Origin of the sequence: Bradyrhizobium lablabi (genome assembly GCF_900141755.1) — a bacterium.
GTDB classification, from domain to species: domain Bacteria; phylum Pseudomonadota; class Alphaproteobacteria; order Rhizobiales; family Xanthobacteraceae; genus Bradyrhizobium; species Bradyrhizobium lablabi_A.
In genome coordinates, this window is sequence record NZ_LT670844.1 from 3704021 (window position 1) to 3727586 (window position 23566).

A 23566-nucleotide genomic window follows, 5' to 3' on the forward strand; every position below is an offset into this window, starting at 1 on the left:
CTAGTTCGTAATATGCGCCGTCTGCACCGCGTGATCGAACATGGCCTTCAAGGCAGACTGGATGTCCGCGGGCGTGTTGGCCGTGTAGAAGAAGCCGGACGACGCACAGTCTGTAAGACTGGGGGGAATATTGGGGATATTGGCGTTCGCGACGTTATCTTCATTGTTGAAGATGGTGGTTGGATTCTGAATCGTTTGATAGGGGATGTAGAGCACGGAAACCGTGATACCGCGGTCCCTGAGTGGCTTGCAGGGTGACGAAGTACCGCTGGGCATCACTGTGGCGCTATTACTGCCTGACCATCCCCCGCCCCATTGGGTCTGGAAATTCTGGGCGCCGTCGGTGATGAGGAAGACGTAGGGCTGCGTATTGGTCGATGTGCTGCCATTGCCGACGCTGGTGATCGTCGTGTTCATGCTTGGAAACGCATTTTCGAAATGCGTGCCGCCGGAGCCGAGGTTGGAGTTATTGCCGGGATCCAGCAGCGTGGCGAGATTGTTCGCCGCGGTAGTGATGCTGTCAGACGGGCCGATGCTGCTGGTCAGCGGAAAATAAGCATAAAGGTATCGCACGAACGGGTAGAGCCCGATCCGGAATTGATTGGAGACCTTCTCGTGGGTGTTCGCATACTGGAACAATTGGGTGACGGCATAGCCGACAGCGTCAGCGCGCAACTGGATGCAGGCGTCTGCGCCCTCGTTGGGGCAGGACGTAACCGGCGTCAGGCTGCTCGGCAGGCTTTTGGAGTTGCCGGTAATGAGCGAATTCGGAGCGCCAGGAGTAAGCGACGAATTCGCGTTTGCAAGAATCGCAGCCGTCAGCTGCACGCCCTTCATCGGATAATTTGCAGTTGGCTGGAGGAGACTATTGTACCCGGCTTGGCTGACGCGCGAGATAAGATAGCCTAGACAATAATTGTTCGTTGGGTATGCCGAGACCACCGAACCAGAGGGATTAGTCTTCTGCCCAACGGAGGGGTTGCTGCACGCGTTTGTCTGAAAATGGCACGCGAAGGTGCAGCCGTTGGGGTACACGCTGAAGTCATCCGGGTTGATCTTTGAAAGCCGCGTCTGCTCGGCGTCGGTCGACGGCAGGCCCATCGACCCCGAGACGTCCAGCATCAGATAGAAATCGAGATAGGGCGGCAGCGAGGCGGCCGAAGACGAGGTGCCGGTTATCGTGAGGGCTTGCATGCCGATCACCCTCATGAAGGTGGTCGGCACCTGGGCGCTGAAGGTGACGACGGATTTCAGCTTGATCCCGGTTTTGGTGACGGTGCTGGTCCGCGTCAGATTCTGGTAACCGTTAATCGTATTCATGTTGCCGTCAAAGATCGCGTTGGCATCGGTGACGCCGGCGGCGATCGTTCCATCGCTCTGCATTTGCGTCGCCGCAAGATAGCCGGCCGAATTCTGGGAAATCGAGGCAACGCTTGCGGAATCGGCGGCGGATTGCAGCTTCGCCCTCATGCGGGTCGCCATCGAGTAATCGACCGCGGAGCCGAGCGCCGATACCAGGGGGATCGCTGCAAGCGTGAAGATCACCGCCAAATTGCCGCGCCGATCGTTGCGGAAGCGGCCGATCAAACGGAGAAGATTGCGCATGGGATGATGCCTGTGCCCGGGTTGAATCCGGCAAAAGCTAGGCCCGCGGGATTAAATATGACTTATCGCGGCCGTAGAATCCCGCTCCGAATAAAGTTAATGAAACCTTATCCTGAACGTTCGAGGTCTCGGCCCCAAACCTTTCCTGCCAACACCTTTCCTGCAAACACCTTTCCTGCAAAGCAAGCGGCGCATGGCGAATATCAAACTCACTCTCGTGGTCGCCTGCGCGCTCATCGATGCCGACAAGCGCGTGCTGATCGCGCAGCGCCCGCAAGGCAAGTCGCTCGCCGGTCTATGGGAATTTCCCGGCGGCAAGCTCGAGCCCGGCGAGCGGCCGGAGGCGACGCTGATCCGCGAACTGCATGAAGAGATCGGTATCGTTGTCAATGAGGCCTGCCTTGCGCCGCTGACCTTTGCCAGCCACACCTATGATGATTTTCATCTGCTGATGCCGCTCTATATCTGCCGGCGCTGGGAGGGCGAGGTGGCCGCGCGCGAGGGCCAAAAGCTCGCCTGGGTCCGCGCCAACAAACTGCGCGACTACAAAATGCCGCCGGCGGATATTCCGCTGATCCCGCATCTGATCGATTTGTTGATGTGATGCGCAGTCCTCATCCTGAGGAGCCGCGCTTGCGCGGCGTCTCGAAGGATGGCCGCAGGCTCGGCCTCGTGGTTCGAGACGCGCGCAAGTGCGCGCTCCTCACCATGAGGGTAGACACTACCGCCGAGGCCTCCTCACCGCCTCCGCCAGGCTCGCCTTCGCCGAGCCCGGCCGCAACGGCTGCTGCTGGCTCTCATGTGGCGCCCAGCCGGACAGCCAGATCACGTCAAAAGTCGCGCGGATGCGGCCGTCCCCATCCGCAAACCGTTCGCCGTAAATCTGCGCCATCCGCAGTAGCGTGGCGCGGCGGGTCGGCGTCCGCCGCCGCTCGAAGAGGACGTTGGTGGCGCCCATCCGCCGGAGATCGGCCATCAGCGCGAACGCATCGTCGTAGCGCACCACGATGCGATCGACGTCGGTGACGGGCAAGGCAAAGCCCGCGCGCTGCAGCAGGCTACCTACGTCACGCAGGTCGGCAAACGGCGCCACGCGGGGCGAGACGCCACCTTCGCGTTCGGCTTCCGCCGCGGCAAAGGATTGCCTGAGTTCAGTCAGCGTCTCGCCGCCGATCATCGCCGCCAGCAACAGCCCGTCGGGTTTTAGCGCGCGGCGGATTTGCGCCAGCACGCCGGGCAGGTCGTTGACGAACTGAAAAGCCAGCGCGGAGAGCGCAAGGTCGAGCGATTCCGGCTGGAGGGAGAGCGTTTCCTGTTCCGACAAATCGACATGGGTAATGGACTTGAAGCGTTCGGATAACGGCGCTCGCAGCCCCTCGCCCGGCGTCCCGATATCGGCGACGTCGGCAAAATCCCGCAACACCGCGTGCAACCGTTCTTCCAAATCTTCGGCAACGCGGTCGAGCAGGAAGGTGGCGGGACCCAGCCCCAACGCGCGCGATTGTCGTGCCCGCAACAAGGCGCGGTCGAATAGGGTGGGCGCGGTGTTCGGGTTCGGGACCATGCCGGTTGGTACGCCGCCGCCTCCGTATCTGGCAATCCGACCCTAAATAGAGTCTAAAAAGATACTTTTCAGTACACTCGATAACGGTTAGCTTTTGGGGATGGCCACCGAAAAAGCCGAAACCGACCGCGTTCCGATCACGTTGGCGCTCTCCACCATCGGTTACCTCGAAAAACTGGTGAGACAGGGCACCCACGGCACCAGCGTGCCCGGCGTCGCCAGGACCCTGATCGAGGAAGGCATTCGGTTGGCTATCAAGGACGGGCTGCTGTCGATCCGCGACAATGGCAAGGCGCCCTGAAGAAAGCGACCATCGACATGCCCGCCAAACAACCCACCTGGACCGACGAACGCCTCGAACGCTTGAAAAGCCACTTTGAAGCCGGGTTGACCTGCCGCGAGATCGCCTGCGACATCGGGGTGAGCCGCAACGCGGTCATCGGCAAGCTCTCCCGCCTCAATCTGACGAGCGAGAGAAGCAGCAAAGCACGACGCCCGACTGAAAAGGATGCCGCCAAGGCAGGCCGCCCGAAAACGGTGCCAAGGGGTCCAAGGCGGCAATATCAGATGCTCAAGGCCTTGTACGGCGCGCCGCATGCTGCGGTCGACGACGCTCCGATCCAGAGCGCCCATTGCTGCTCGCTGCTGGAGTTGAGCGAGGAGCGATGCCGCTGGCCGATCAGCACCCCGGGCGCCGCGGATTTCTGCTTTTGCGGCAACACGCCGCTCGATGGCCTGCCCTATTGCGCCGGCCACACAAGGCTCGCCTACCGGCCGGGCTCCCGCCAGCGCGTCGCGCGGGGGTGAGGTGGCCGCTTCCGTCGCCGAAGCTAGAGCGTGATGACTTTAGGTTGAGGCGCAGCGGTCACTTCTCCCTCGCCCCGCACTTCGCGGGGAGAGGGTTGGGGTGAGGGGCTGCTTCCGCGAATACTGAAGCACAACGTATGCGGAGAATCCCCCTCACCCGGATCGCTGCGCGACATAGCCGAAGCTTCGCTTCGGCGTCCTTCTTATCTAAGGACGGCCGCCGAAGGCGGCCTATGCCTCTCCCCGCAAGCGGGGCGAGGTGATCGAACTTGCGCAGGGGACGATTCAACTCAAAATCATCATGCTCTAGTGCTTGCTTGTGCGCGTCTCCAGCGCCTTCGTCACCAGCACCGGCAAGGTCTTGGCGTACACTTCGATGAACGTCGCATCGCCGCAAGCCTGAGGGCTGTGCGTGGCTTGCTCGGCGATGCGTGCGGCCTTGGCCTCGCATACTGCGAAAAGGTGCCAGAACCAGTCCGGCTTCTTGTCCAGCGCCTGTTTGTGCATCTTGAGGACGGCGGCCCCTACAGTTCCCATGGCACTGACAACGCCCGGGCTAAGGGCGCTCATGGCGGCTGGGCTGATGATATCTTCTCGGGCGTCGGTCGCGGCGGCTCGTGCTCTGGTCGGCATGCTCGGCTCCTGATTTACCTGCCCGATTATCAGGGTTAACAGGGGAAAGTTGACGGCCTCTGAAAAGATAAACCTAAATTGAGATGTTCGATTTCGTTCGGGTATGTCTAAAGTTTTTGGTCTGGAACCGCGAAATGGGCAACCGATATCTCCATCTTTTTGAAGCGCTCGATCGCATTGCGGAGCGCCCATTCGCGCTGCGCGTCGGGTACCACATAGCCGCTAAAGCGCGGTCCGTTAATATAGAACAAGGTTTGGCCGTTCCGATCTCTAGTGAACATCGGCAGGTTGGGAACGCTCCATCGCGAGGACGTTATTGTCTCGTAGAGGTTCACTTGCGCCGCCTCAGGTTTGGTCGCTCGCTGCGCCGAACCGCGCGGCCGGCGCGGCTGACCTTAAAGCACGGAGAGGTTGACGGCCGATGAACCGCAACCCTCAACCTGTTTGCCGCTTGAGCCGCACCGCCCGAGACGTTAGCCTCTCCTGATGGACGCCGAGGCATCACCATCCCGTTCCATCGCTCACCGTTTGCGCGGCGCGCTTGGCGCCTGCCACAGCGCGTGGCGGCATGCGGCGCGGCTGGCGCTCGACATCGCGTTGCCGACTTTGTGCGTCGCCTGCCGCGAGCCGGTCGCCGGCGAAGGCGTCTGCGCCTCGTGCTGGGCGAAGCTGTCGTTCATCGCACCGCCTTATTGTCCGCGGCTCGGGATTCCCTTTGTCTACGATCCCGGTCCCGATCTGCTGTCGATGGAAGCGATTGCTAGTCCCCCGGCCTATGCACGCGCGCGTGCCGCGGTGCGCTATGACGACGTCGCGCGCACGCTGGTGCATGCGCTGAAATACCAGGACCGCACGGATCTCGCCCCGGCCATGGGCCGCTGGATGGCGCGGGCCGGGCACGAGCTGTTACGCGACGCCGACGCGCTCGTTCCGGTGCCGCTGCATTGGCGGCGCGGCTGGAGCCGGCGCTACAACCAGTCCGGCGCGCTCGCGCGCGTCATTGAACGCCAGAGCGGCGTCAAACTCGCCTCCGAGGCGCTGAGGCGGGTGCGGCCGACGCAGCAGCAGATCGGCCTGTCGCGGGCACAGCGGGCGACCAATGTGCAGGGCGCCTTCAAGGTCGCGCCCGAGCGCACAGCCGACGTCCAGGGCCGCCGCCTGATCCTGATCGACGATGTGCTGACCTCGGGCGCCACGGTTGACGCCTGCGCGCGGGCATTGTTGCGCGCGAAAGCCTTATCCGTCGACGTGCTGGTGTTCGCGCGGGTTGTGGACACCCACAAAGCTCCCATATAATGCGGCAAATCCTTATCCACGACCGAGCGCTGTATGACCGCTGCCATCGAAATTTACACCCGTCCGGGCTGCGGCTATTGCAGCGCCGCTAAATCGCTATTGACGCGGAAAAAGGCCGCGTTCACGGAATTCGATGTCGCCATCGACCCGGCGCTCCGTCAGGAGATGTGGGATCGCGCCGGAGCCGGCTCGACCTTTCCGCAGATTTTCATCGGCGAGCTCCATGTCGGCGGTTGCGACGAGCTTTACGCGCTGGACCGCGCCGGCAATCTCGATCCATTGCTCTCGGGCGAAAAGGCTAGTTCATGAGCGCTGACCAAACTTTCACCGCCGCGATGGTGCAGATGCGCACCGGCCTGTTGCCCGAGCCTAGTCTCGAGCAGGGAACAAAACTGATTCGCGAAGCTGTGGCGCAGGGCGCCGACTACGTGCTCACCCCCGAGGTGAGCAACATGATGCAGCTCAATCGCAAGGCGCTGTTCGAGCATCTCGCCAGCGAGGAGGACGACCTTTCGCTGAAAGCCTATCGCGCGCTCGCGGCGGAACTGAAGATCCATCTTCATATCGGCTCGCTGGCGCTGCGCGCTTCCCCCGAGCGCGCCGTCAACCGTTCGTTCCTGATCGGGCCGGATGGCAACGTGATCGCGTGCTACGACAAGATCCATATGTTCGACATCGATCTGCCTGACGGCGAGAGCTATCGCGAATCCGCCAATTATCAGCCGGGCGAAACGGCCGTGATCTCGGACCTGCCATGGGGCCGCATCGGGCTCACGATCTGCTACGACGTGCGTTTTCCGGCGCTTTATCGCGCGCTAGCCGAAAGCGGCGCCTCGTTCCTCACCGTGCCTTCCGCCTTCACCCGGAAAACCGGCGAAGCGCACTGGCACGTGCTGCTGCGCGCCCGCGCCATCGAGACCGGCTGCTTCGTGTTCGCGGCAGCCCAAGGCGGCATGCACGAGAACAAGCGCGAGACGTTTGGCCATTCGCTGATCGTCGCCCCCTGGGGCGAGGTGCTGGCCGAAGGCGGCGTCGAGCCCGGCGTGTTCCTGGCGACGATCGATCCGGCAAAAGTCGAGACCGCGCGGAAAACCGTGCCGTCGCTGCAGCACGGACGGCGTTTCAGCGTGGTCGATCCGAAAGCGGGACCAGAGCATCTGCACCTGGTGCGGGGATCGGCATGATCCGGTATCACCTACGCTGCGACCGCGGCCATGCGTTCGACAGCTGGTTTCAATCCTCTTCGGCTTACGAAAGCCAGGAGAAACGCAGACTGGTGAACTGCCCGGCGTGCGGCTCGGCCAAGGTCGAGCGCGCCATCATGGCCCCGCAAATCGTCAGCAAAAAAGGCCGCGATATCGCGGCTCCCGAGCCTGCCGCTGCCCCCGCCACCGATGTCGCCGCACCCGCGTCAACGCCGCTGATGATGGCGCAGGAGCGCGAGCTGCGCGCCAAGCTTAAAGAGTTGCGCGATCACATCGTGAAGAACGCCGACAATGTCGGCGAGCGCTTTCCGAACGAGGCGCGGAAAATGCACTACGGCGATATCGAGCATCGCCCGATCTACGGCGAAGCCTCGCCCGACGAGGCGCGCGCCTTGATCGAGGAAGGCGTCGAGGTCTCGCCGTTGCCGGTGCTGCCGGACGACCGCAACTGACGCGCGGCGTCATTCCGGGGCGATGCGAAGCATCGAACCCGGAATCTCGAGATTCCGGGTCTGGTGCTTCGCGCCATCCCGGAATGACGGTTTAGGCAAGCACCAATAGCGCGACGCCCACGACGATCAACGCAATCCCCGAAAGTTCGCGCACCGAGAGCGGCTGCTTGAACGAATAATACGCAACGCCTTGCGCGAACAACACTTCGACCAGCGCCAGCGTGCGCACATTGGCGGCCGCCGTCAGCGCAAACGCCAGGAACCAGAATTGCGAGGCGAAGGCGCCGACGAAGCCCGCGAACATCGAAGGCTTCCACAAGCTCAGGATTTTCCCGAGCAGGTCGGGCGCGCGGGCCAGAAGATAGATCGTCAATATCAGGGTCTGAAGGAACAGCCCGAGCACCAGGGTGTAGGACGCGGCCGTCACGAACGAGACGCCGGGCACCACGATCACCGCGCCGCGAAAGCCGACCGCCGACAGCGCAAACGCAGCAGCAGCGGCCAGTCCGATCAGCGTCGGCTTCAGATCGGCAAAACCTTTCTCCGCGCCCGGCCGCAGCGCGGCGATGACGACACCGGCGGTCGCGATCAGGATCGCGATCACCTTGAGCACGGTGAGATGATCGCCGAGAAACACGAAGCCGAAGATCGCGGTCTGGATCGCCTCGGTCTTCAGGTAGGCCGTCGTCACCACGAAGGAGCGATCGTTCATCGCGAGCAGCATCAATCCGGTGCCGACGATCTGGCTGAGCGCGCCGAGCAGCAGCCACAGCCAGAACACCGCCGTCGGCCACGGCACATGGTCGCCGCTTGCGGACAGCACCAAGGCGAAGAACACAAGCGAAAACGGAAACCCGAACAGGAAGCGGATATTGGTCGCGCCCCAGGTGCCAAGCGGCCCCGTCAACTGCCGCTGCATCGCATTGCGCGCCACCTGCCCCAGCGCAGCAATGATGGTGAAGGGAATCCAGAGCGTGGCGATGGACATGGGGGGATGGCGGGGTTGGCGGGCGGGAATCGCGGGCACCGTGGAGGCTGTCGCGGATGCGGTCAACCGGAACGGCGGCATGCCAGGCTTGCGGCCCGCTCCCTCGCCCCGCCCTTAGCGGGAGAGGGTTGGGGTGAGGGGCTGCTCCCGCAAATTCGGAAGATGAAAGCGTCCGCGGTGAGTCCCCCTCACCCGAAATTCGAGCTGCGCTCGAATTTCGACCTCTCCCCGCAAGCGGGGCGAGGTAAGGAAAGCAGGGACGACGAGAACCTACATCGCCTCCGCCACCACCATGTAGTTCACGTCCATGTCGGAGGAGAGGCTCCAGCGGTCGGCGAAGGGGGAGTAGACCACGCCGGCCTGTTCGGTGATGGCGAGCTTGTTGTTGGCGAGGTGCTGGGCGAGTTCGTCGGGGGTCAAGAACTTGTCCCATTGATGGGTGCCGCGCGGCAGCCAGCGCAGGACGTATTCGGCGCCGACGATGGCAAGCGCAAAGCTCTTCCAGTTGCGGTTCAAGGTCGAGAGCACCATGATGCCGCCGGGTTTCAGCATCGCCGCGCAGCGGTTGAGGAACATGCCGACGTCGCTGACATGCTCGACCACCTCCATGGCCAGCACGATGTCGAAGCGCTCGCGCACGTCCATCTCTTCAACGGTGGTGCAGCGATAATCGATCGACAATTGCGCCCGGTCGGCATGCAGCTTGGCGGCGGCGATGTTGGAGGCGGACGGATCGACCCCGATCACCTGCGCGCCGAGCCGTGTGAACGGCTCGCACAATAGGCCGGCGCCGCAGCCGATATCGAGGATGCGCAGGCCCGACAGGCAATTCAGGCTTTTGACGTTGCGCTCGAACTTGCGGCAGGCGGCGTCGCGGATATAGCTCAGCCGCAATGGATTGATCTTGTGCAGCGGCGCCATCTTGCCGTGGGGGTCCCACCATTCCTGAGACAGTTTTGAGAATTTGGCGATTTCCGCGGGGTCGACCGTGGTCGCCGTGCGCGTGGGAATATTCGCGGAAGAATTCTGCTGCATGGCCATGATTTGCGCGCCACCCCTTATCGCGCGGTGATGTGATTGCGGAAGTCGAGCGGCGAAGCGATGGTGTCGATCGTCTCGGAACCCTCGCCGACGCCGCGCACCGTGACGCTGCCGTAATTGAGCAGGCGGCCGAGGATCGTCTGGTTGACGTCGACGCTCTCGACCTTGTCGAGGCTCATCTCGAAGGTGCGGCGTTTGATGAAGCCGGCCTTGTGCACCACCCGCATATTGGTGACGTCGGTCTCGGTGGTCCAGCGATGGAACCAGGCCTTCAAGGTCCAATACAGCGCCACGATCGCGACCACGGCGGACGCCGACAGGCACAACAGCACGATACCCTCGGTGGCGGTCATGCGCGACAGCGCGAACAGGACGATCGCCACGATCCAGGCCGCAATCGCCGGCAAATAGAAAATCCAGTGGGCATTGGTCGAATACAGCACCTTCTCACCGGGCTGCAGGATATCGTCGATATAACGCCCCATACTTTCAGCCCTGAATACCTTAACGCCACCGCCCTAAGCGACGCGTTCCTGGCCGGTGGGCGCTCCCCGCCCCCGGCGACCGGAACCCGGTTGCTTGCCCGAAACCGCGCCGTTATGTATACGCGCCTTTCGGCCCGTGCGCTTAACCGTTTTGCGCGCGGTTCACATTAATCAACCTGTCAGGGAATGCACGCGTCGTCATGGGCCGCCTCGTGATGAAATTCGGCGGCACATCCGTCGCCAATATCGACCGCATCCGTAACGTCGCGCGCCACGTCAAGCGCGAGGTCGATGCCGGCCATGACGTCGCCGTGGTGGTGTCGGCGATGGCCGGCAAGACCAATGAACTGGTGGATTGGTGCCGCGAGGCGTCTCCCATGCATGACGCGCGCGAATACGACGCGGTGGTGGCCTCCGGCGAACAGGTCACCGCCGGGCTTTTGGCGATCGTGCTGCAGGGGCTCGGCATCCAGGCGCGCTCCTGGCAGGGCTGGCAGATACCGATCAAAACCAGCGACGCCCATGCTTCCGCGCGGATCCTCGAGATCGACGGCGCCGAACTGATCAATCGTTTCAGCGAGCGCAAGGAAGTCGCGGTGATTGCCGGCTTCCAGGGCATCTACCCGCAGACCGGACGAATCACCACGCTCGGGCGCGGCGGTTCGGACACCTCGGCGGTCGCGGTCGCCGCCGCCATCAAGGCCGACCGCTGCGATATCTACACCGACGTCGACGGCGTCTATACCACCGACCCCCGCGTGGTCCCGAAGGCGCGCCGGCTGGAGCGGATCGCGTTCGAGGATATGCTGGAACTGGCGTCGCAGGGCGCCAAGGTGCTGCAGGTCCGTTCGGTGGAACTCGGCATGGTGCACTCTATGCCGATCTTCGTCCGTTCCAGTTTCGACAAGCCGGAGGATATCGACCCGCACGCCAACCAGCCGCCGGGCACGCTGATCTGCAACGAGGAGGAGATCATGGAAAACCACGTCGTCACCGGCATCGCCTTCACCAAGGACGAAGCGCAGATTTCCGTCCGCCAGATCGAGGACAAGCCGGGGGTTGCCGCCTCGATCTTCGGACCCTTGGCGGACGCCAACATCAATGTCGACATGATCGTGCAGAACGTCTCGGAGGACGGCAAGACCACCGACCTGACCTTCACGGTGCCGGCGTCCGACTATACCCGCGCTCGCGACACCATCACCGCGGCCAAAAGCAAGATCGGCTATGCCCGGCTCGACAGCGCGACCGACGTGGCCAAGGTCTCGGTGATCGGCAGCGGCATGCGCAGCCATGCGGGTGTGGCGGCGCAGGCGTTTTCCGCGCTTGCCGCGCGCAAGATCAACATCCGCGCCATCACCACCTCCGAGATCAAATTCTCGGTCTTGATCGACGCCGCCTATACCGAACTTGCGGTCCGCACGCTGCACACGCTCTACGGGCTCGACCAGGCGTGAGAGCGGCCTAAACGCTGCGTCATCGGAGGTGCGCTCCCTCTCCCGCTTGCGGGGGGAGGGTTGGGGTGGGGGTGCCGCCGCATAACCGCCGCCAGAGTCCGAGGAGAGATTTCCCCCACCGCCGCGCTCCGCGCCGTAGCCGAAGCTTCGCTTCGGCGTTCTTTCCCTAAGAACGGCCGCCGATCGCGGCCTATGCTCCCCCGCAAGCGGGAGAGGTGAAGCTGCGCTTGCTGCACGACTGAATTCACGCTTAGTCATCAAACTATGGAAATATTTTTCCTTAGCGGGCGCAGCATAGCTCTGACGAAGCCGTTATCGGCTCTGGCAGGCGTTTTGCTTGGCAAAACAAGCCTCAATTCGCTATACGGCCCTGATCGGTGAGCCGCCGCAAACTGTGCCACAGTTTGGCGAGCCTGATTCGGCCGGATCTCAGGACTTGCGGCGGCGCCGAATGATTAAAATTGTTGTCTTTGGTGAGCTTAACGCCAGTCGCCGGCCACCCGCCGGGCTGGATTCGCGGGGGAGGAATTTGCTGCATGCGGAGCGCGTCGGGAGGACCCCGCGTCTTGTTGCGACGGCTCCGCGAAACCATGGCGGAGCAAGTCTCAGCCCAGGAACGACTGGACAAGATCGTGGTGCTGATCGCGGCCAATATGGTGGCCGAGGTCTGCTCGACCTATGTGCTGCGCGTCGACAACACGCTCGAGCTCTACGCCACCGAAGGTCTCAACCGCGACGCGGTGCACCGCACCGTGCTGAGCGCGCATGAGGGCCTGGTCGGTCTGGTCGCGAGCGAGGCGACCCCGCTCAATCTGAGCGACGCGCAAAGCCACCCGGCGTTCTCGTTCCGCCCGGAGACCGGCGAAGAAATTTATCACTCGTTCCTCGGCGTTCCCATTTTGCGGGCCGGCAATACGCTCGGCGTGTTGGTGGTGCAGAACCGCGCCAAGCGCACCTATGTCGAGGAAGAGGTCGAGGCGCTGCAGACCACCGCGATGGTGCTCGCCGAGATGATCGCCTCGGGCGAGCTCTCCGCCCTCGCCCAGCCCGGCGCGGAGCCTGCCGCGCGCCATTCGCTGCACAAGACCGGCGCCATCCTGTCCGACGGCATCGCGCTCGGCCATGTCGTGCTGCACGAGCCACGCGTCGTTATCACCAATTACATCGCCGAAGACCTGCCGAAAGAGATAAAACGGCTCGACACCGCGCTGACAAAACTGCGCGCCGACCTCGACCGCATGCTGGAGCGCGGGGACGTCGCCGAAAGCGGCGAGCACCGCGACGTGCTGGAAGCCTACCGCATGTTCGCCAACGATCACGGCTGGTCGCACCGGCTGCATGAGGCGGTCGCCACCGGATTGACGGCCGAGGCCGCCGTCGAGCGCGTGCAGTCCGATACCCGCGCCCGCATGCTGCGTTCCACCGATCCTTATCTGCGCGACCGCCTGCACGATCTCGAAGATCTCGGGCATCGCTTGATGCGGCAACTGGTCGGGCAGGATCACGCGCCGTCGCGGGAGCTATTGCCCGACAATGCCATCCTGATCGCGCGCGCGATGGGACCCGCGGCGCTACTCGACTACGATCGCAAACGGCTGCGCGGATTGGTGCTGGAGGAAGGCACCGCCAATTCCCACGTCTCGATCGTGGCGCGTGCGCTCGGCATTCCCGCGGTCGGCGAGGTGCCGAACGCGCCGGGCATCGCCGATCCCGGCGATGCCATCATCGTCGACGGCACCTCGGGCTCGATCTATGTGCGCCCCTCGGCCGAGATCGAATCGGCCTATGCGGAGCGGGTACGGTTCCGCGCGCGGCGCCAGGCGCAATATTCGGCGCTGCGCGACAAGCCCTGCGTCACCAAGGACGGCCAGCCTGTCGAGCTGATGATCAATGCGGGGCTCGCCATCGACCTGCCGCATATCGACGACACCGGCAGCGCCGGCATCGGACTGTTTCGCACCGAACTGCAATTCATGGTCGGCCAGAGCCTGCCGCGCACCTCCGACCAGCTCGCGCTGTATCGCACGGTGCTGGACGCCGCCGGCACAAAGCCCGTGACGTTCCGCACCCTCGACATCGGCGGCGACAAGGCGCTGCCCTATATGGAAACCGTGATCGAGGAAAATCCCGCGCTCGGCTGGCGCGCGATCCGGCTTGGCCTCGATCGGCCCGGGCTGTTGCGCGGCCAGATCCGCGCGCTGCTCCGCGCCGGCGGCGGCCGCGCGCTGCGCATCATGTTTCCGATGATTTCCGAAGTCGCCGAGTTCGACCAGGCCAAGGGGATGGTCGAGCGCGAACTGACCTATCTGCGCCAGCACGGCCACGCGCTGCCCGAGCGCATCGACGTCGGCACCATGGTGGAAGTTCCGGCGCTGCTCTATCAGATGGACGAGCTCTTGAAGCGGGTCGATTTCGTCTCGGTCGGGTCCAACGATTTGTTTCAGTTCCTGTTCGCGGTCGACCGCGGCAACGCAAAGGTCTCCGAGCGGTTCGACACCATGTCGGCGCCGATCTTGCGGGCGCTGCGCGATATCGTCCGCAAAGCCAATGCGGCGAAGAAATCCGCCTCCCTGTGCGGCGAGATGGCCTCGAAACCGATCGGCGCGCTGGCGCTGATCGCCTTGGGCTACCGTTCGCTGTCGCTTTCCGCCACAGGCCACGGTCCGGTCAAGGCGATGATCCTCGACCTCGACGCCAAAAAGGCCGAAGCGATGATGATGCCGCTGCTTGATGCGCCGGCCGGCAGTGTGTCGATCCGCGATAAGCTGACTGCATTTGCCGAGGCTGAGGGGCTGTCGTTGTAGCGAGGTTTTGGCCGCACAACGCCCCTTTCCCAATTTCGAGACCTACTCATATGTCCATGCTCCCCGAAGCCAAACTCGATATCCTGCTGGCGCACCACGCTTCGCTGGAGGCGCAGTTGCTCGGCCAGGTGAATTCGGAAAGCTATGTGCGGATCACCCGCGAGCTCGCCGAGCTCAATCCGCTGATCGATGCGGTGAAAGCCTACCGCTCAGCGAATAAGGAAATCGCCGGCATCGACACCCTAATATCGGACCCCGCGACCGAACCGGAGATGCGCGGCATGGCGGAAGCCGAGCGCGAGACACTCGCCGCAAAAAGCCTCGAGCTCGCCCAGAAAATCCGCGTCGCGCTGCTCCCCAAGGACGCCATGGACGACCGCAACGTGGTCCTGGAAATCCGCGCCGGCACTGGTGGCGACGAGGCCTCGCTGTTCGCCGGCGATCTGTTCCGGATGTATGAGCGCTTTGCGGCCTTGCAGGGCTGGAAGGTCGAGGTGATCTCGGCCAGCGAAGGCACCGTGGGCGGCTATAAGGAAATCATCGCCGAGGTGCAGGGCCGCGGCGCGTTCGCAAAACTGAAATTCGAATCCGGCGTGCACCGGGTGCAACGCGTGCCCGACACCGAGACGCAGGGCCGCATTCACACTTCGGCGGCAACGGTTGCGGTATTGCCGGAAGTCGAAGACGTTGACGTCGACATCAAGAATGACGATTTGCGGATCGAGACCATGCGCGCGCAGGGCGCGGGCGGCCAGCACGTCAACAAGACCGAATCAGCGATTCGCATCACCCATATCCCGACCGGCATCGTGGTGATGATGCAGGACAGCCGCTCCCAGCACAAAAACCGGGCGTCGGCGATGAACATCCTGCGCTCGCGCATCTATGATGCCGAACGCCAGCGCGTCGACGCCGCGCGCTCGGCCGACCGCCGTGAAAAGGTCGGCTCCGGCGACCGAAGCGAGCGCATCCGCACCTATAATTTTCCGCAAGGCCGCGTCACCGACCACCGCATCAACCTCACGCTTTATAAATTGCCGCAAGTGATGGCGGGCGAAGCCCTGGGCGAGTTGATCGACGCGCTGACCACCGAGCATCAAGCCGCCCAACTCGCCGCTCAAGGTGCGGCGGCGTGAGGACCGCCCCCTTGTCGTCCCTGCGAAAGCAGGGACCCATAACCACCGGCCCCTGTTGTTACGAGAAGCGCCAACCACGACCGCCCAAATCGATAGGTCACGGCGTATGGGTCCCTGCTTTCGCAGGGACGACACTGAAATTGTTGTGGCGCCTCGCCAATCATGAGGATGCCTCGTGACCGAATCGTTCGCCGGGCAAACGATCGAAACTGCGCGGCGTTCGCTCGCCGCGCGCTTCAAGTCCAGCGGAATTGATTCGGCCGAACTCGAGGCTCGAATGCTGGTCGGCGCGGTGCTCGGTCTCGATCTCACCGCCATGATCACATCAGCGAATCGGCTTCTCTCATCGGACGAGGCCACGAGGCTGGAAAACTTCGCAGTCCGCCGTCTTGCAGGCGAACCGGTCGCGCGCATTCTCGGCAACAAGGAGTTCTGGGGCCTATCCCTAAAACTGTCGCCCGCGACGCTGGTGCCGCGGCCAGATACGGAGACGGTCGTCGAACTCGCGCTGGAAATGTTGCGCACCGCGTCTGATCCGAATCGGGCACTGCGCATCGCCGACATCGGCACCGGCTCCGGCGCAATTTTGCTGGCGCTGCTGTCGGAATTGCCGGACGCATTTGGCGTCGGCACCGACATCTCGGAGGCCGCGCTGCGGACCGCCCGCGCCAACGCGGCTTGCTTAGGGCTCGCATCGCGCGCGTATTTTGTCGCCTGCGACTACGCGGCGGCGCTCTCGGGCAATTTCGATCTGATCGTGTCGAACCCGCCCTATATCCGCACCGCGGAAATGGTCGCTCTTGCCACCGAAGTCCGCGATCACGATCCGCGCCGCGCGCTCGACGGCGGCGCCGACGGGCTTGACGCCTATCGCGCGCTGATCCCGCAAAGCGTACAGCTTCTTGCGCCCGGAGGTGCACTTGCCTTGGAGGCGGGACAGGGCCAAAGCGGGCCGATTGAAGATTTGATGACGGCGGCAGGGTTAACCCGGGAGGGACCTCCGAAAGCCGATCTGGCGGGCATCCGGCGGGCGGTCGCGGGCCGAAAAAAGCCCCCATAAAGCCCGATTGGGGTGCAAAAAAACCTCTTGGAATATTGCCCGGGAGCGACTACCTTCCGCTCACAACATCGGTCCAGGGTTGCTGGCCCCGTAGATACCCCGTAGAAAATACGCCATACACAATATGGCTGTAGAGATTACGGGGGGAGGCCAGAGTTCTCAGAGCGAGAGCCCGCCCGAGTGAAAGGTTCCAGAACGCAGGTCTTCTTGAGCGCGATGGCTGAGAGTGCTGCGCCGCTTCCGACCGCAAAGCGAACGAAAGCCTGAAATTGCGCTTGAAAGATCACGCGAAAAACCTGTGCTTGTTTTGGCAGGCGGAATGATTTGATGCAGCCAGCGATCTCTGCTGGACTGTTGGGGAGCCGGTCTTTGTTGACTGCGGCGTATTGCGAATTCTGTGTGGGATTGAACTGCACTGCGACCAGGTGCGCGTGAGGCGTGCCCGGATCGGACCATGCGTGACAACGATAATCCGAGGCTGACAATCGAAGGCTAGGGACTTCACCCAAGGCTACCACTCACGGCTAACACCCAAAGCTGTAACTTCAGGGCTGGAATAAAGGCGAGACATGAGAAACGGTCAGAACAACAACAAGCGGATGCGTAACCGGAACAACAATAACAACAACAATAACAACCGACGCGGTCAGAACCCGATGACCCGGGTGTTCGAGTCCAACGGACCCGATATCAAGATCCGCGGCACCGCATCCCACGTCGCGGAAAAATATGTGCAGCTGGCGCGCGATGCGCGCTCCTCCGGCGATCCGGTCGCGGCCGAGAATTACTACCAGCACGCCGAGCACTATTTCCGCCTGATCGCCGCCGCTCAGGAGCAGTTCCGTCAGAACCAGCCGCAGCCGCGCACCGAGAATGAGATGGCCGCGGAGGACGGCGACGAAGAGGGCGAGAGTTTTTCGCATTTCGGCCAGGAGCCCGGCTTCGTCCCGGTACAGCCGCAGCCCTTCGTGCCGCGCGACAACGGCCAGCGCGATCATCAGCGCGAGGGCCAACCCTACCAGCCGCGCGAGCAGCAGCATCAGCCGCGCGAGCATCGCCCGCAACCGCAGTTTCAACCGCAGCCGCAACCGCAGCCGACGATCGCGGACAATGGCAGCGTCGACCGCCTGCCGTCGTTCATCACCGGACCGCAGCCGCAGATCAATGGCGGCCAGGGCGGTTTCGAAGGCAATGGCGGCGAGCGTTTTCCGCGCCGCCGCCGCCGGCCGCACGGCCCGCGCCCCGACAACGTGGCCGCGCCTGCAACCCCTGGCGACGATTTCAATCCGGGGAATGAGTAGCCGAACGAGTCGGCATACTCTCCACGAGTCGTCCCCGCGAAAGCGGGGACCCATAACCAAAATCGTTTGTTGGCGCAGAAACCGTTAGCCAGCGTGCCAAAAGCATGGCCGCGGCGTATGGGTCCCTGCTTGCGCAGGGACGACCAAAATCCCCGCTTTCGCGGGACGACGAGATCATAACTCGTCCCGCCGCTGCAGTGACGACGGCACCAGCACCGGCTCCAGCGCCGGAATCAGCCGCGTGCGTTCGCGCTTGGCGGGGATTGCGCGATAGACCTGCTTGGTGGCTTCCACGATATGAACGCCGGCGAACGGCAGCGACAGCGCCGCGCCGACACGCTCCCAGGCCATCGCCGAGCGCAGGAACCAGCCGCCGGCGACCGGCGGCATGAACAGCGCTTCGCCCCATGCGGTCGGCGTGAACCAGGTCTGCCGCAGCAATTGCGTGATCTGCGAGCGCGAATAGGGCCGGCCGTGGCCGAACGGGGTGTTGTCGGTGCGCGTCCACACCCCGCGCCGGTTCGGGATGACGGCCATCACCCGCCCCGACGGCGCCAGCACCCGCCACACCTCGCGCAACAGCCCTTCCGGATCGTCGCACATTTCCAGCGCGTGGATCAGCAGGATGCGGTCGACCGCGGCATCCGGCAGCGGCAGTGAAAATTCATCGACCAGCGTTGCCAGCGTCGGCCGCGCGGTCGGCCATTTCAACACGCCCTGCGCCGCCGGCATGAAGGCGATACAGCGCTCGCTATCCTCCCGGAACAGCCCGAGATAGGGCGTGGGATAGCCGATGCCGAGCACCCGCTGGCCCTCGGCGTTCGGCCAGCGCGCATGGATGCCGCGATTGATCAGCCGCCGCGCGACGACGCCCAGGCGCCGCGAATAGAAATCGCGGAGATCGATGACATCGATGGTCATGGGCTTAATCTAACATGCCGGCCGGTTTCCATGCGCCCCCAATATCGCATTGCCGTCGCAGCGTTAACGCCATATTTCTTCCCTATATGAGGCCGTACAGCGCTCTCGCCGGGCGCGTATTCCGCAAAAAGTGGGTACCGGTTTTGCCTGGCAATCAAGTTTACGCAGATTGCGTAGACTTATCTGCGGTAGAATACGCGCAAGCAAAAGATCATCCACGGAGATACCATGGCCGCCGAAATCCGCCTGTTCCCCTGCCTCACCGATAATTTCGGCTATCTCATTCACGACCCCGCGACCAAGGCGACCGCCTCGATCGACGCGCCGGAGGCCGGCCCGGTTCAGAAGGCGCTGGAGCGCGAGGGCTGGACGCTGACCGATATCCTGATCACCCATCACCATCACGACCATGTCGGCGGCGTTGCCGAGCTCAAGCAGAAATATGGTGCACGCGTGGTCGCCCCCCACGACAAATCGGCCAGGATCGCCAATGTCGATCAGCGCGTCGGCCAGGGCGACGTCGTCAAGGTCGGCGGCCTGCTGGCGCGGGTCCTGGAAACTCCCGGCCATACGCTCGACCATGTCTCTTACGTGTTCGACAACGACAAGGCGCTGTTTGCCGCCGACACGCTGTTCTCGATCGGATGCGGGCGGGTGTTCGAGGGCAATTATCCGATGATGTGGGATTCGCTTCTGAAGCTGCGGGCGCTGCCGGATGATTTTAAACTTTATTGCGGCCATGAATATACCGCGGCCAACGTCAAATTTGCGCTCACGATCGAGCCGGATAATCCGGCTTTGAAGGCGCGCGCTGAGGAAGTGAAGCGTTTGCGCAGCGAGAACAAGCCGACCATTCCGACGTTGCTCGGCGACGAGAAAAAGGCAAACGTGTTCCTGCGCGCCGACGAGCCGTCGGTCGCCGCCGGCGTGCGGATGAAAGGCGCAAGTGCCGTCGAAGTGTTCGCCGAAATACGCGAACGCAAGAACAAATCCTGATGGTCTTGCCACCCTCCGCCGCCGACATCATCGCGCGGCTCGAATTAAAGCCGCATCCCGAAGGCGGGCATTTTCGCGAAACGTTTCGTGATCCCCGCACCGATCAAAACGGACGATCCGCATCCACCGCGATCTATTTCCTTTTGGCGCGCGGCGAGCGCTCGCACTGGCATCGCATCGACGCGGTGGAAGTCTGGCATTATTACGCGGGCAGTTCGTTGACCTTGCAGATCGCCGATGGCAGCGGTCAGCGCGCGATCAAGCTCGGCCCCGATCTGGTTGCCGGCGAAATGCCGCAGGCGATCGTGCCCGCGCACGCGTGGCAGGCCGCCGAGAGCACAGGCGACTGGACGCTGGTCGGATGCACGGTGGCGCCCGGTTTTGATTTTGCGGCGTTTGAATTGGCGCCAAAGGACTGGGAGCCTGCGAGTTAACTTAACGCCCGTCATTCCGGGATGCGCCTCTTGGCGCAGGCCCGGAATCCATAACCCCCAATCGTGGTTATAGATTCCGGGCTCGCTCGCTTTGTTCGCGCCCCGGAATGACGGTCAGCGTTTCCAGATCATATCCTTCGCCGCAATCAGCCCGCCGCCGGCGATCAGCACCGCCGCGATCGCAATGTTCGCGCTCGCTTTGGCAAAGCCCGCCAGAATCAGAAACGCGGTCGAGAGCAGCGGGGTCGCGTAGGACGCAGCCCCCAGCACGCGGATATCGCCGCGCTTCACCCCGATATCCCAGGCGTAGAATGCAGCACCTACGGGTCCGATGCCGAGCGCGATGATCGCCAGCCCTTGCGTTGGCGTATCGGGCCAGACCGTGTCCTCGACCGCGCAATGCACCAGCGCCGCGAGCAAGGCGGTTGCCAGGCAAAAGCCCGCGACCGCGTCGGTCGGCACCGACTTCAATCGGCGCGACATCACCGAATAGGTTGCCCACACGAAGGCCGCTATGAACGCCGCGATCAAGCCCGGCACCTGGCCCGCCGCGAAGCCGCCGCCGATGTTACCTGCCAACAGCAGCACCGTGCCGGCGAGGCCCAATAGCGCGCCGACGATGTGGTGCGGCTTGAGCCGCTCGCCGGGTAACAGCGACGAAAACAGCACGATCAAGAGCGGCCACAGATAATTCAACAAACCGGCTTCCGCCGGCGGCGCGAAGCGCAGCGCCAGAAAAAACAGCGCGTGATAGCCGAACAGGCCGCCGACCCCGACGATCCAGGCGGTGGGCTGCTGCCGCAGCGCGGCGAAGGCGCCGGGCCGCCCGATCCATGTCAGAAATCCCGTCAGCGCGCCGATCGCAAACGTCATCGCCGCCAATTGGAACGCGGGAATTTTGCCGGTCGCCACCGTGAGCACCGAAAGCAGCGACCACATCAGGATCGCCGTCAGTCCGATCAGGGTTGCGGTGCGAGGGGACATCTTGCTTGGCACAGGTGAAGTAACTTGCCGTCATGGCCGGGCTTGTCCCGGCCATCCACGTCTTGCTTGTGGCGACGTCGGTAAGGACGTGGATGCCCGGGACAAGCCCGGGCATGACGACGAATCAGAGCCAATGCGAGTCGCAACGGCGACGAGGCACGACGATCACACCTGATACTGCCCGCCATTCACCGTCAGCGTCGATCCCGTGATGAACCCGGCGTCGTCGGCGGCGAGGAACACGACCGCGCGCGCAATCTCTTCCGGCTCGCCGAGGCGATTGACCGGGATCAGCGGCAGGATACTTTTCTCCAGCACATCCTTCGGCACCGCCTGCACCATCTCGGTGTTGATATAGCCCGGGCAGATCACGTTCACGGTGACGCCGCCCTTGGCATTTTCCAGCGCGAGAGCCTTGGTGAAGCCGATGTCGCCGGCTTTCGCCGCCGAATAATTGACCTGGCCGAACTGGCCCTTCTGGCCGTTGATCGAGGAGATGTTGATGACGCGGCCGAACTTTCGGGCGCGCATGCCCTCGATCACCTGGCGGGTCATGTTGAACAGTGAGCCGAGATTGGTGTTGATCACCGCGTTCCACTGTTCCAGCGTCATCTTGTGGAAGGCGGTATCCTTGGTGATGCCGGCATTGTTGACGAGGACGTCGACCGGGCCGAGATCGGCCTCGACCTTTTTGACGCCGTCGGCGCAGGCGTCGAACGAACTGACGTCCCATTTGTAAACGGGGATACCGGTCTCGGCCTTGAATTTTTCCGCTGCCGCGTCGTTGCCGGCATAGCTCGCCGCGACCTTGTAGCCGGCATTCTTCAGAGCCTTGCTGATCGCAGCCCCAATGCCCCGCGTACCCCCCGTCACCAATGCAACACGTGCCATGTCGAATCCTTCCCTAGGGCTTTTACGCTTTTTATGTAGCTTCGAATAAAGCGGGCCGCTTGAGCAACATCAAGAACAAAACGCCCGGCACAGCCGGGCGTTTCTTTATCATCGATAAGTTCTGCGGTTGCGAGATGATCTTTTCATCAGGTAACGCCGCACGATTAGTCGCGTGCAATGCACATCGCAATTCCCATCCCGCCGCCGATGCACAGCGTGGCGAGGCCCTTCTTGGCGTCGCGCTTCTGCATTTCGTGCAGCAGGGTCACCAGCACCCGCGCGCCGGAGGCCCCGACCGGGTGGCCGATCGCGATCGCGCCGCCATTGACGTTGACCTTGGAGGTATCCCAGCCGAGGTCCTTGTTGACCGCGCAGGCCTGCGCCGCGAAGGCTTCATTGGCCTCGATCAAATCGAGGTCGCCGATGCTCCAGCCGGCTTTCTTCAGCGCGGCGCGGGAAGCCGGGATCGGCCCGGTGCCCATGATCTTGGGATCGACGCCGGCCTGGCCCCACGACACGATGCGGGCCAAGACCTTCTTGCCTTCCTTGGCCGCCTGCTTGGCGGTCATCAGCACCACGGCGGCAGCGCCGTCATTGATGCCCGACGCCGAGCCGGCGGTGACGGTGCCGTCCTTCTCGAAGGCCGGCTTGAGCTTGGCCATGGCGTCGAGCGTCGCGCCATGGCGCGGATATTCGTCGTCGGCCACGACGATGTCGCCCTTGCGGGTCTTGATGGTGACCGGGACGATCTCGTCCTTGAACTTGCCGGCCTTCTGGGCGGCCTCGGCCTTGTTCTGCGAGGCGACCGCGAACTCGTCCTGCTGCGCGCGCGTGATCTGATATTGCCGCGCAACATTCTCGGCGGTGTTGCCCATGTGGTAGCCGTTGAAGGCGTCCCACAGACCGTCCTTGATCATGGTGTCGATGAACTCCACCGGGCCCATCTTGACGCCGCCGCGCAGATATTGGGCGTGCGGGGCCATGCTCATGGATTCCTGGCCGCCGGCGACGACGATCTCGGAATCGCCGTTGAGCAGCGCCTGATAGCCGAGCGCTACCGTGCGCAGGCCTGATCCGCAGAGCTGGTTGACGCCCCAGGCCGGGCTTTCCACCGGGATGCCGGCGGCGATCGAGGCCTGGCGGGCCGGGTTCTGGCCCTGCGCCGCGGTCAGGATCTGGCCCATGATGACCTCGGAGACACGGCCGGGCTCGACGCCCGCGCGCTCCAGGGCCGCCTTGATGGCGACGGCGCCGAGGTCGTGCGCCGGCATGGTGGCGAACGCGCCGTTGAAACTGCCGACCGGGGTGCGGGCGGCGCTGACGATGACGACATCGTCTGACATGGACATCTCCTGAGGTTGAAGTTCTTGATTCTCGACGGCGGGCGGCCGGATGGCGGGCCTGTCTCTCAGGTGCCATCCTGTTAAGCCGAGCATCAAGTGTCAATCGGCCAGAGGGCGGAAATGCGCCGCGGCGCATTCAAAATAACGTCCTTGGCAGTTTCAT

General features: G+C 63.3%; 25 protein-coding genes. 14 read left to right on the top strand and 11 right to left on the bottom strand.

Translation table 11 applies throughout. The features are described from left to right. Entirely contained in the window at positions 1 to 1605 is a 1605-nt protein-coding gene (locus B5526_RS17260; protein ID WP_079539844.1) for a TadE/TadG family type IV pilus assembly protein, read from the bottom strand. Positions 1606 to 1798: 193 nt separating this feature from the next. Between B5526_RS17260 and mutT the strand changes: the two genes are divergently transcribed. Continuing rightward, positions 1799 to 2209, top strand: a complete 411-nt coding sequence (gene mutT / locus B5526_RS17265; protein ID WP_079539846.1) for an 8-oxo-dGTP diphosphatase MutT — start codon at positions 1799 to 1801, stop codon at positions 2207 to 2209. 117 nt (positions 2210 to 2326) lie between these two features. On the opposite strand, the gene B5526_RS17270 is transcribed toward mutT, so the two are convergent. Further along, positions 2327 to 3169: a methyltransferase domain-containing protein gene (locus tag B5526_RS17270; RefSeq protein ID WP_079539848.1), complete on the bottom strand. Its 843-nt coding sequence runs from the start codon at positions 3167 to 3169 to the stop codon at positions 2327 to 2329. Positions 3170 to 3269: 100 nt separating this feature from the next. On the opposite strand from B5526_RS17270, the gene B5526_RS17275 reads away from it, so the two are divergent. Both B5526_RS17275 and B5526_RS17280 read left to right on the top strand, forming a co-directional pair. Beyond that, positions 3270 to 3470 carry a hypothetical protein gene (locus tag B5526_RS17275; protein WP_079539850.1) on the top strand — a complete coding sequence of 67 codons (201 nt, stop codon included), beginning with the start codon at positions 3270 to 3272 and terminating at the stop codon, positions 3468 to 3470. Between the two features lie 17 nt (positions 3471 to 3487). Next, on the top strand, positions 3488 to 3976 hold the full coding sequence (locus B5526_RS17280; protein WP_079539853.1) for a GcrA family cell cycle regulator: 489 nt from the start codon (positions 3488 to 3490) through the stop codon (positions 3974 to 3976). A gap of 306 nt (positions 3977 to 4282) precedes the next feature. Here B5526_RS17280 and B5526_RS17285 read toward each other — a convergent pair whose 3' ends face one another. Then, positions 4283 to 4609, bottom strand: a complete 327-nt coding sequence (locus B5526_RS17285) for a hypothetical protein (RefSeq protein ID WP_079539855.1) — start codon at positions 4607 to 4609, stop codon at positions 4283 to 4285. Positions 4610 to 4716: 107 nt separating this feature from the next. Beyond that, positions 4717 to 4944, bottom strand: coding sequence for a hypothetical protein (locus tag B5526_RS37760; protein ID WP_154071343.1), 228 nt, complete (start codon positions 4942 to 4944; stop codon positions 4717 to 4719). Positions 4945 to 5095: 151 nt separating this feature from the next. On the opposite strand from B5526_RS37760, the gene B5526_RS17290 reads away from it, so the two are divergent. From B5526_RS17290 to B5526_RS17305, 4 genes are read left to right on the top strand one after another with little or no spacing between them, the layout of a single operon-like run. Further along, positions 5096 to 5905, top strand: coding sequence for a ComF family protein (locus tag B5526_RS17290; RefSeq protein ID WP_079539857.1), 810 nt, complete (start codon positions 5096 to 5098; stop codon positions 5903 to 5905). Positions 5906 to 5938: 33 nt separating this feature from the next. Further along, a complete protein-coding gene (gene grxC / locus B5526_RS17295; protein ID WP_079539859.1) occupies positions 5939 to 6214 on the top strand; it encodes a glutaredoxin 3 in 276 nt (91 codons plus the stop codon). Next, a complete protein-coding gene (locus tag B5526_RS17300) occupies positions 6211 to 7089 on the top strand; it encodes a carbon-nitrogen hydrolase family protein (RefSeq protein WP_079539861.1) in 879 nt (292 codons plus the stop codon). The genes grxC and B5526_RS17300 overlap by 4 nt, the downstream gene beginning before the upstream one ends. Then, the gene (locus tag B5526_RS17305) at positions 7086 to 7562 is read left to right on the top strand and encodes a DUF1178 family protein (RefSeq protein WP_079539863.1); all 477 of its coding nucleotides are present in this window, start codon (positions 7086 to 7088) and stop codon (positions 7560 to 7562) included. The genes B5526_RS17300 and B5526_RS17305 overlap by 4 nt, the downstream gene beginning before the upstream one ends. A 91-nt stretch (positions 7563 to 7653) precedes the next feature. On the opposite strand, the gene B5526_RS17310 is transcribed toward B5526_RS17305, so the two are convergent. From B5526_RS17310 to B5526_RS17320, 3 genes are all read right to left on the bottom strand, one after another. After that, on the bottom strand, positions 7654 to 8550 hold the full coding sequence (locus B5526_RS17310) for an EamA family transporter (protein ID WP_079539865.1): 897 nt from the start codon (positions 8548 to 8550) through the stop codon (positions 7654 to 7656). A 270-nt stretch (positions 8551 to 8820) separates the two neighbouring features. Continuing rightward, positions 8821 to 9591 carry a bifunctional 2-polyprenyl-6-hydroxyphenol methylase/3-demethylubiquinol 3-O-methyltransferase UbiG gene (gene ubiG, locus B5526_RS17315; RefSeq protein WP_079539867.1) on the bottom strand — a complete coding sequence of 257 codons (771 nt, stop codon included), beginning with the start codon at positions 9589 to 9591 and terminating at the stop codon, positions 8821 to 8823. Positions 9592 to 9608: 17 nt separating this feature from the next. After that, a complete protein-coding gene (locus B5526_RS17320) occupies positions 9609 to 10076 on the bottom strand; it encodes a PH domain-containing protein (protein WP_079539869.1) in 468 nt (155 codons plus the stop codon). 200 nt (positions 10077 to 10276) lie between these two features. Here B5526_RS17320 and B5526_RS17325 point away from each other — a divergent pair, with 200 nt between their 5' ends. From B5526_RS17325 to B5526_RS17345, 5 genes are all read left to right on the top strand, one after another. Further along, entirely contained in the window at positions 10277 to 11533 is a 1257-nt protein-coding gene (locus B5526_RS17325) for an aspartate kinase (RefSeq protein WP_079539871.1), read from the top strand. 536 nt (positions 11534 to 12069) lie between these two features. Further along, a complete protein-coding gene (ptsP, locus tag B5526_RS17330) occupies positions 12070 to 14337 on the top strand; it encodes a phosphoenolpyruvate--protein phosphotransferase (RefSeq protein WP_079539874.1) in 2268 nt (755 codons plus the stop codon). 50 nt (positions 14338 to 14387) lie between these two features. Continuing rightward, positions 14388 to 15473, top strand: coding sequence for a peptide chain release factor 1 (gene prfA, locus B5526_RS17335; protein ID WP_079539876.1), 1086 nt, complete (start codon positions 14388 to 14390; stop codon positions 15471 to 15473). Between the two features lie 175 nt (positions 15474 to 15648). Further along, positions 15649 to 16533, top strand: a complete 885-nt coding sequence (gene prmC / locus B5526_RS17340) for a peptide chain release factor N(5)-glutamine methyltransferase (RefSeq protein ID WP_079539879.1) — start codon at positions 15649 to 15651, stop codon at positions 16531 to 16533. 569 nt (positions 16534 to 17102) lie between these two features. Further along, positions 17103 to 17834 (top strand): DUF4167 domain-containing protein, encoded by a 732-nt coding sequence (locus tag B5526_RS17345; protein WP_079539881.1) that lies wholly within the window; start codon positions 17103 to 17105, stop codon positions 17832 to 17834. A 174-nt stretch (positions 17835 to 18008) separates the two neighbouring features. Here the strand turns inward: B5526_RS17345 and B5526_RS17350 are convergent, their stop codons facing one another. Further along, on the bottom strand, positions 18009 to 18755 hold the full coding sequence (locus tag B5526_RS17350; RefSeq protein ID WP_154071344.1) for a methyltransferase domain-containing protein: 747 nt from the start codon (positions 18753 to 18755) through the stop codon (positions 18009 to 18011). Between the two features lie 228 nt (positions 18756 to 18983). Between B5526_RS17350 and gloB the strand changes: the two genes are divergently transcribed. Both gloB and B5526_RS17360 read left to right on the top strand, forming a co-directional pair. Next, positions 18984 to 19751 carry a hydroxyacylglutathione hydrolase gene (gene gloB / locus B5526_RS17355; protein WP_079539884.1) on the top strand — a complete coding sequence of 256 codons (768 nt, stop codon included), beginning with the start codon at positions 18984 to 18986 and terminating at the stop codon, positions 19749 to 19751. Continuing rightward, the gene (locus B5526_RS17360; RefSeq protein WP_079539886.1) at positions 19751 to 20185 is read left to right on the top strand and encodes a cupin domain-containing protein; all 435 of its coding nucleotides are present in this window, start codon (positions 19751 to 19753) and stop codon (positions 20183 to 20185) included. Before gloB ends, B5526_RS17360 begins: the two co-directional genes overlap by 1 nt. A 114-nt stretch (positions 20186 to 20299) precedes the next feature. Here B5526_RS17360 and yddG read toward each other — a convergent pair whose 3' ends face one another. The 3 genes from yddG to B5526_RS17375 all read right to left on the bottom strand — a co-directional run bounded on the left by yddG (position 20300) and on the right by B5526_RS17375 (position 23403). Continuing rightward, entirely contained in the window at positions 20300 to 21169 is an 870-nt protein-coding gene (gene yddG, locus B5526_RS17365) for an aromatic amino acid exporter YddG (protein ID WP_079539888.1), read from the bottom strand. Positions 21170 to 21334: 165 nt separating this feature from the next. Next, positions 21335 to 22060, bottom strand: a complete 726-nt coding sequence (gene phbB, locus B5526_RS17370) for an acetoacetyl-CoA reductase (protein ID WP_079539890.1) — start codon at positions 22058 to 22060, stop codon at positions 21335 to 21337. A gap of 164 nt (positions 22061 to 22224) precedes the next feature. Then, on the bottom strand, positions 22225 to 23403 hold the full coding sequence (locus B5526_RS17375) for an acetyl-CoA C-acetyltransferase (protein WP_079539893.1): 1179 nt from the start codon (positions 23401 to 23403) through the stop codon (positions 22225 to 22227). Between the last annotated feature and the right edge of the window lie 163 nt (positions 23404 to 23566).

Bases quoted from the DNA above. Each gene is read 5' to 3' on its own strand.
- B5526_RS17260 (WP_079539844.1), bottom strand. From the start codon at position 1,605: ATGCGCAATCTTCTCCGTTTGATCGGCCGCTTCCGCAACGATCGGCGC.
- mutT (WP_079539846.1), top strand. From the start codon at position 1,799: ATGGCGAATATCAAACTCACTCTCGTGGTCGCCTGCGCGCTCATCGAT.
- B5526_RS17270 (WP_079539848.1), bottom strand. From the start codon at position 3,169: ATGGTCCCGAACCCGAACACCGCGCCCACCCTATTCGACCGCGCCTTG.
- B5526_RS17275 (WP_079539850.1), top strand. From the start codon at position 3,270: ATGGCCACCGAAAAAGCCGAAACCGACCGCGTTCCGATCACGTTGGCG.
- B5526_RS17280 (WP_079539853.1), top strand. From the start codon at position 3,488: ATGCCCGCCAAACAACCCACCTGGACCGACGAACGCCTCGAACGCTTG.
- B5526_RS17285 (WP_079539855.1), bottom strand. From the start codon at position 4,609: ATGCCGACCAGAGCACGAGCCGCCGCGACCGACGCCCGAGAAGATATC.
- B5526_RS17290 (WP_079539857.1), top strand. From the start codon at position 5,096: ATGGACGCCGAGGCATCACCATCCCGTTCCATCGCTCACCGTTTGCGC.
- grxC (WP_079539859.1), top strand. From the start codon at position 5,939: ATGACCGCTGCCATCGAAATTTACACCCGTCCGGGCTGCGGCTATTGC.
- B5526_RS17300 (WP_079539861.1), top strand. From the start codon at position 6,211: ATGAGCGCTGACCAAACTTTCACCGCCGCGATGGTGCAGATGCGCACC.
- B5526_RS17305 (WP_079539863.1), top strand. From the start codon at position 7,086: ATGATCCGGTATCACCTACGCTGCGACCGCGGCCATGCGTTCGACAGC.
- B5526_RS17310 (WP_079539865.1), bottom strand. From the start codon at position 8,550: ATGTCCATCGCCACGCTCTGGATTCCCTTCACCATCATTGCTGCGCTG.
- ubiG (WP_079539867.1), bottom strand. From the start codon at position 9,591: ATGGCCATGCAGCAGAATTCTTCCGCGAATATTCCCACGCGCACGGCG.
- B5526_RS17320 (WP_079539869.1), bottom strand. From the start codon at position 10,076: ATGGGGCGTTATATCGACGATATCCTGCAGCCCGGTGAGAAGGTGCTG.
- B5526_RS17325 (WP_079539871.1), top strand. From the start codon at position 10,277: ATGGGCCGCCTCGTGATGAAATTCGGCGGCACATCCGTCGCCAATATC.
- ptsP (WP_079539874.1), top strand. From the start codon at position 12,070: ATGCGGAGCGCGTCGGGAGGACCCCGCGTCTTGTTGCGACGGCTCCGC.
- prfA (WP_079539876.1), top strand. From the start codon at position 14,388: ATGTCCATGCTCCCCGAAGCCAAACTCGATATCCTGCTGGCGCACCAC.
- B5526_RS17345 (WP_079539881.1), top strand. From the start codon at position 17,103: ATGAGAAACGGTCAGAACAACAACAAGCGGATGCGTAACCGGAACAAC.
- B5526_RS17350 (WP_154071344.1), bottom strand. From the start codon at position 18,755: ATGACCATCGATGTCATCGATCTCCGCGATTTCTATTCGCGGCGCCTG.
- gloB (WP_079539884.1), top strand. From the start codon at position 18,984: ATGGCCGCCGAAATCCGCCTGTTCCCCTGCCTCACCGATAATTTCGGC.
- B5526_RS17360 (WP_079539886.1), top strand. From the start codon at position 19,751: ATGGTCTTGCCACCCTCCGCCGCCGACATCATCGCGCGGCTCGAATTA.
- yddG (WP_079539888.1), bottom strand. From the start codon at position 21,169: ATGTCCCCTCGCACCGCAACCCTGATCGGACTGACGGCGATCCTGATG.
- phbB (WP_079539890.1), bottom strand. From the start codon at position 22,060: ATGGCACGTGTTGCATTGGTGACGGGGGGTACGCGGGGCATTGGGGCT.
- B5526_RS17375 (WP_079539893.1), bottom strand. From the start codon at position 23,403: ATGTCAGACGATGTCGTCATCGTCAGCGCCGCCCGCACCCCGGTCGGC.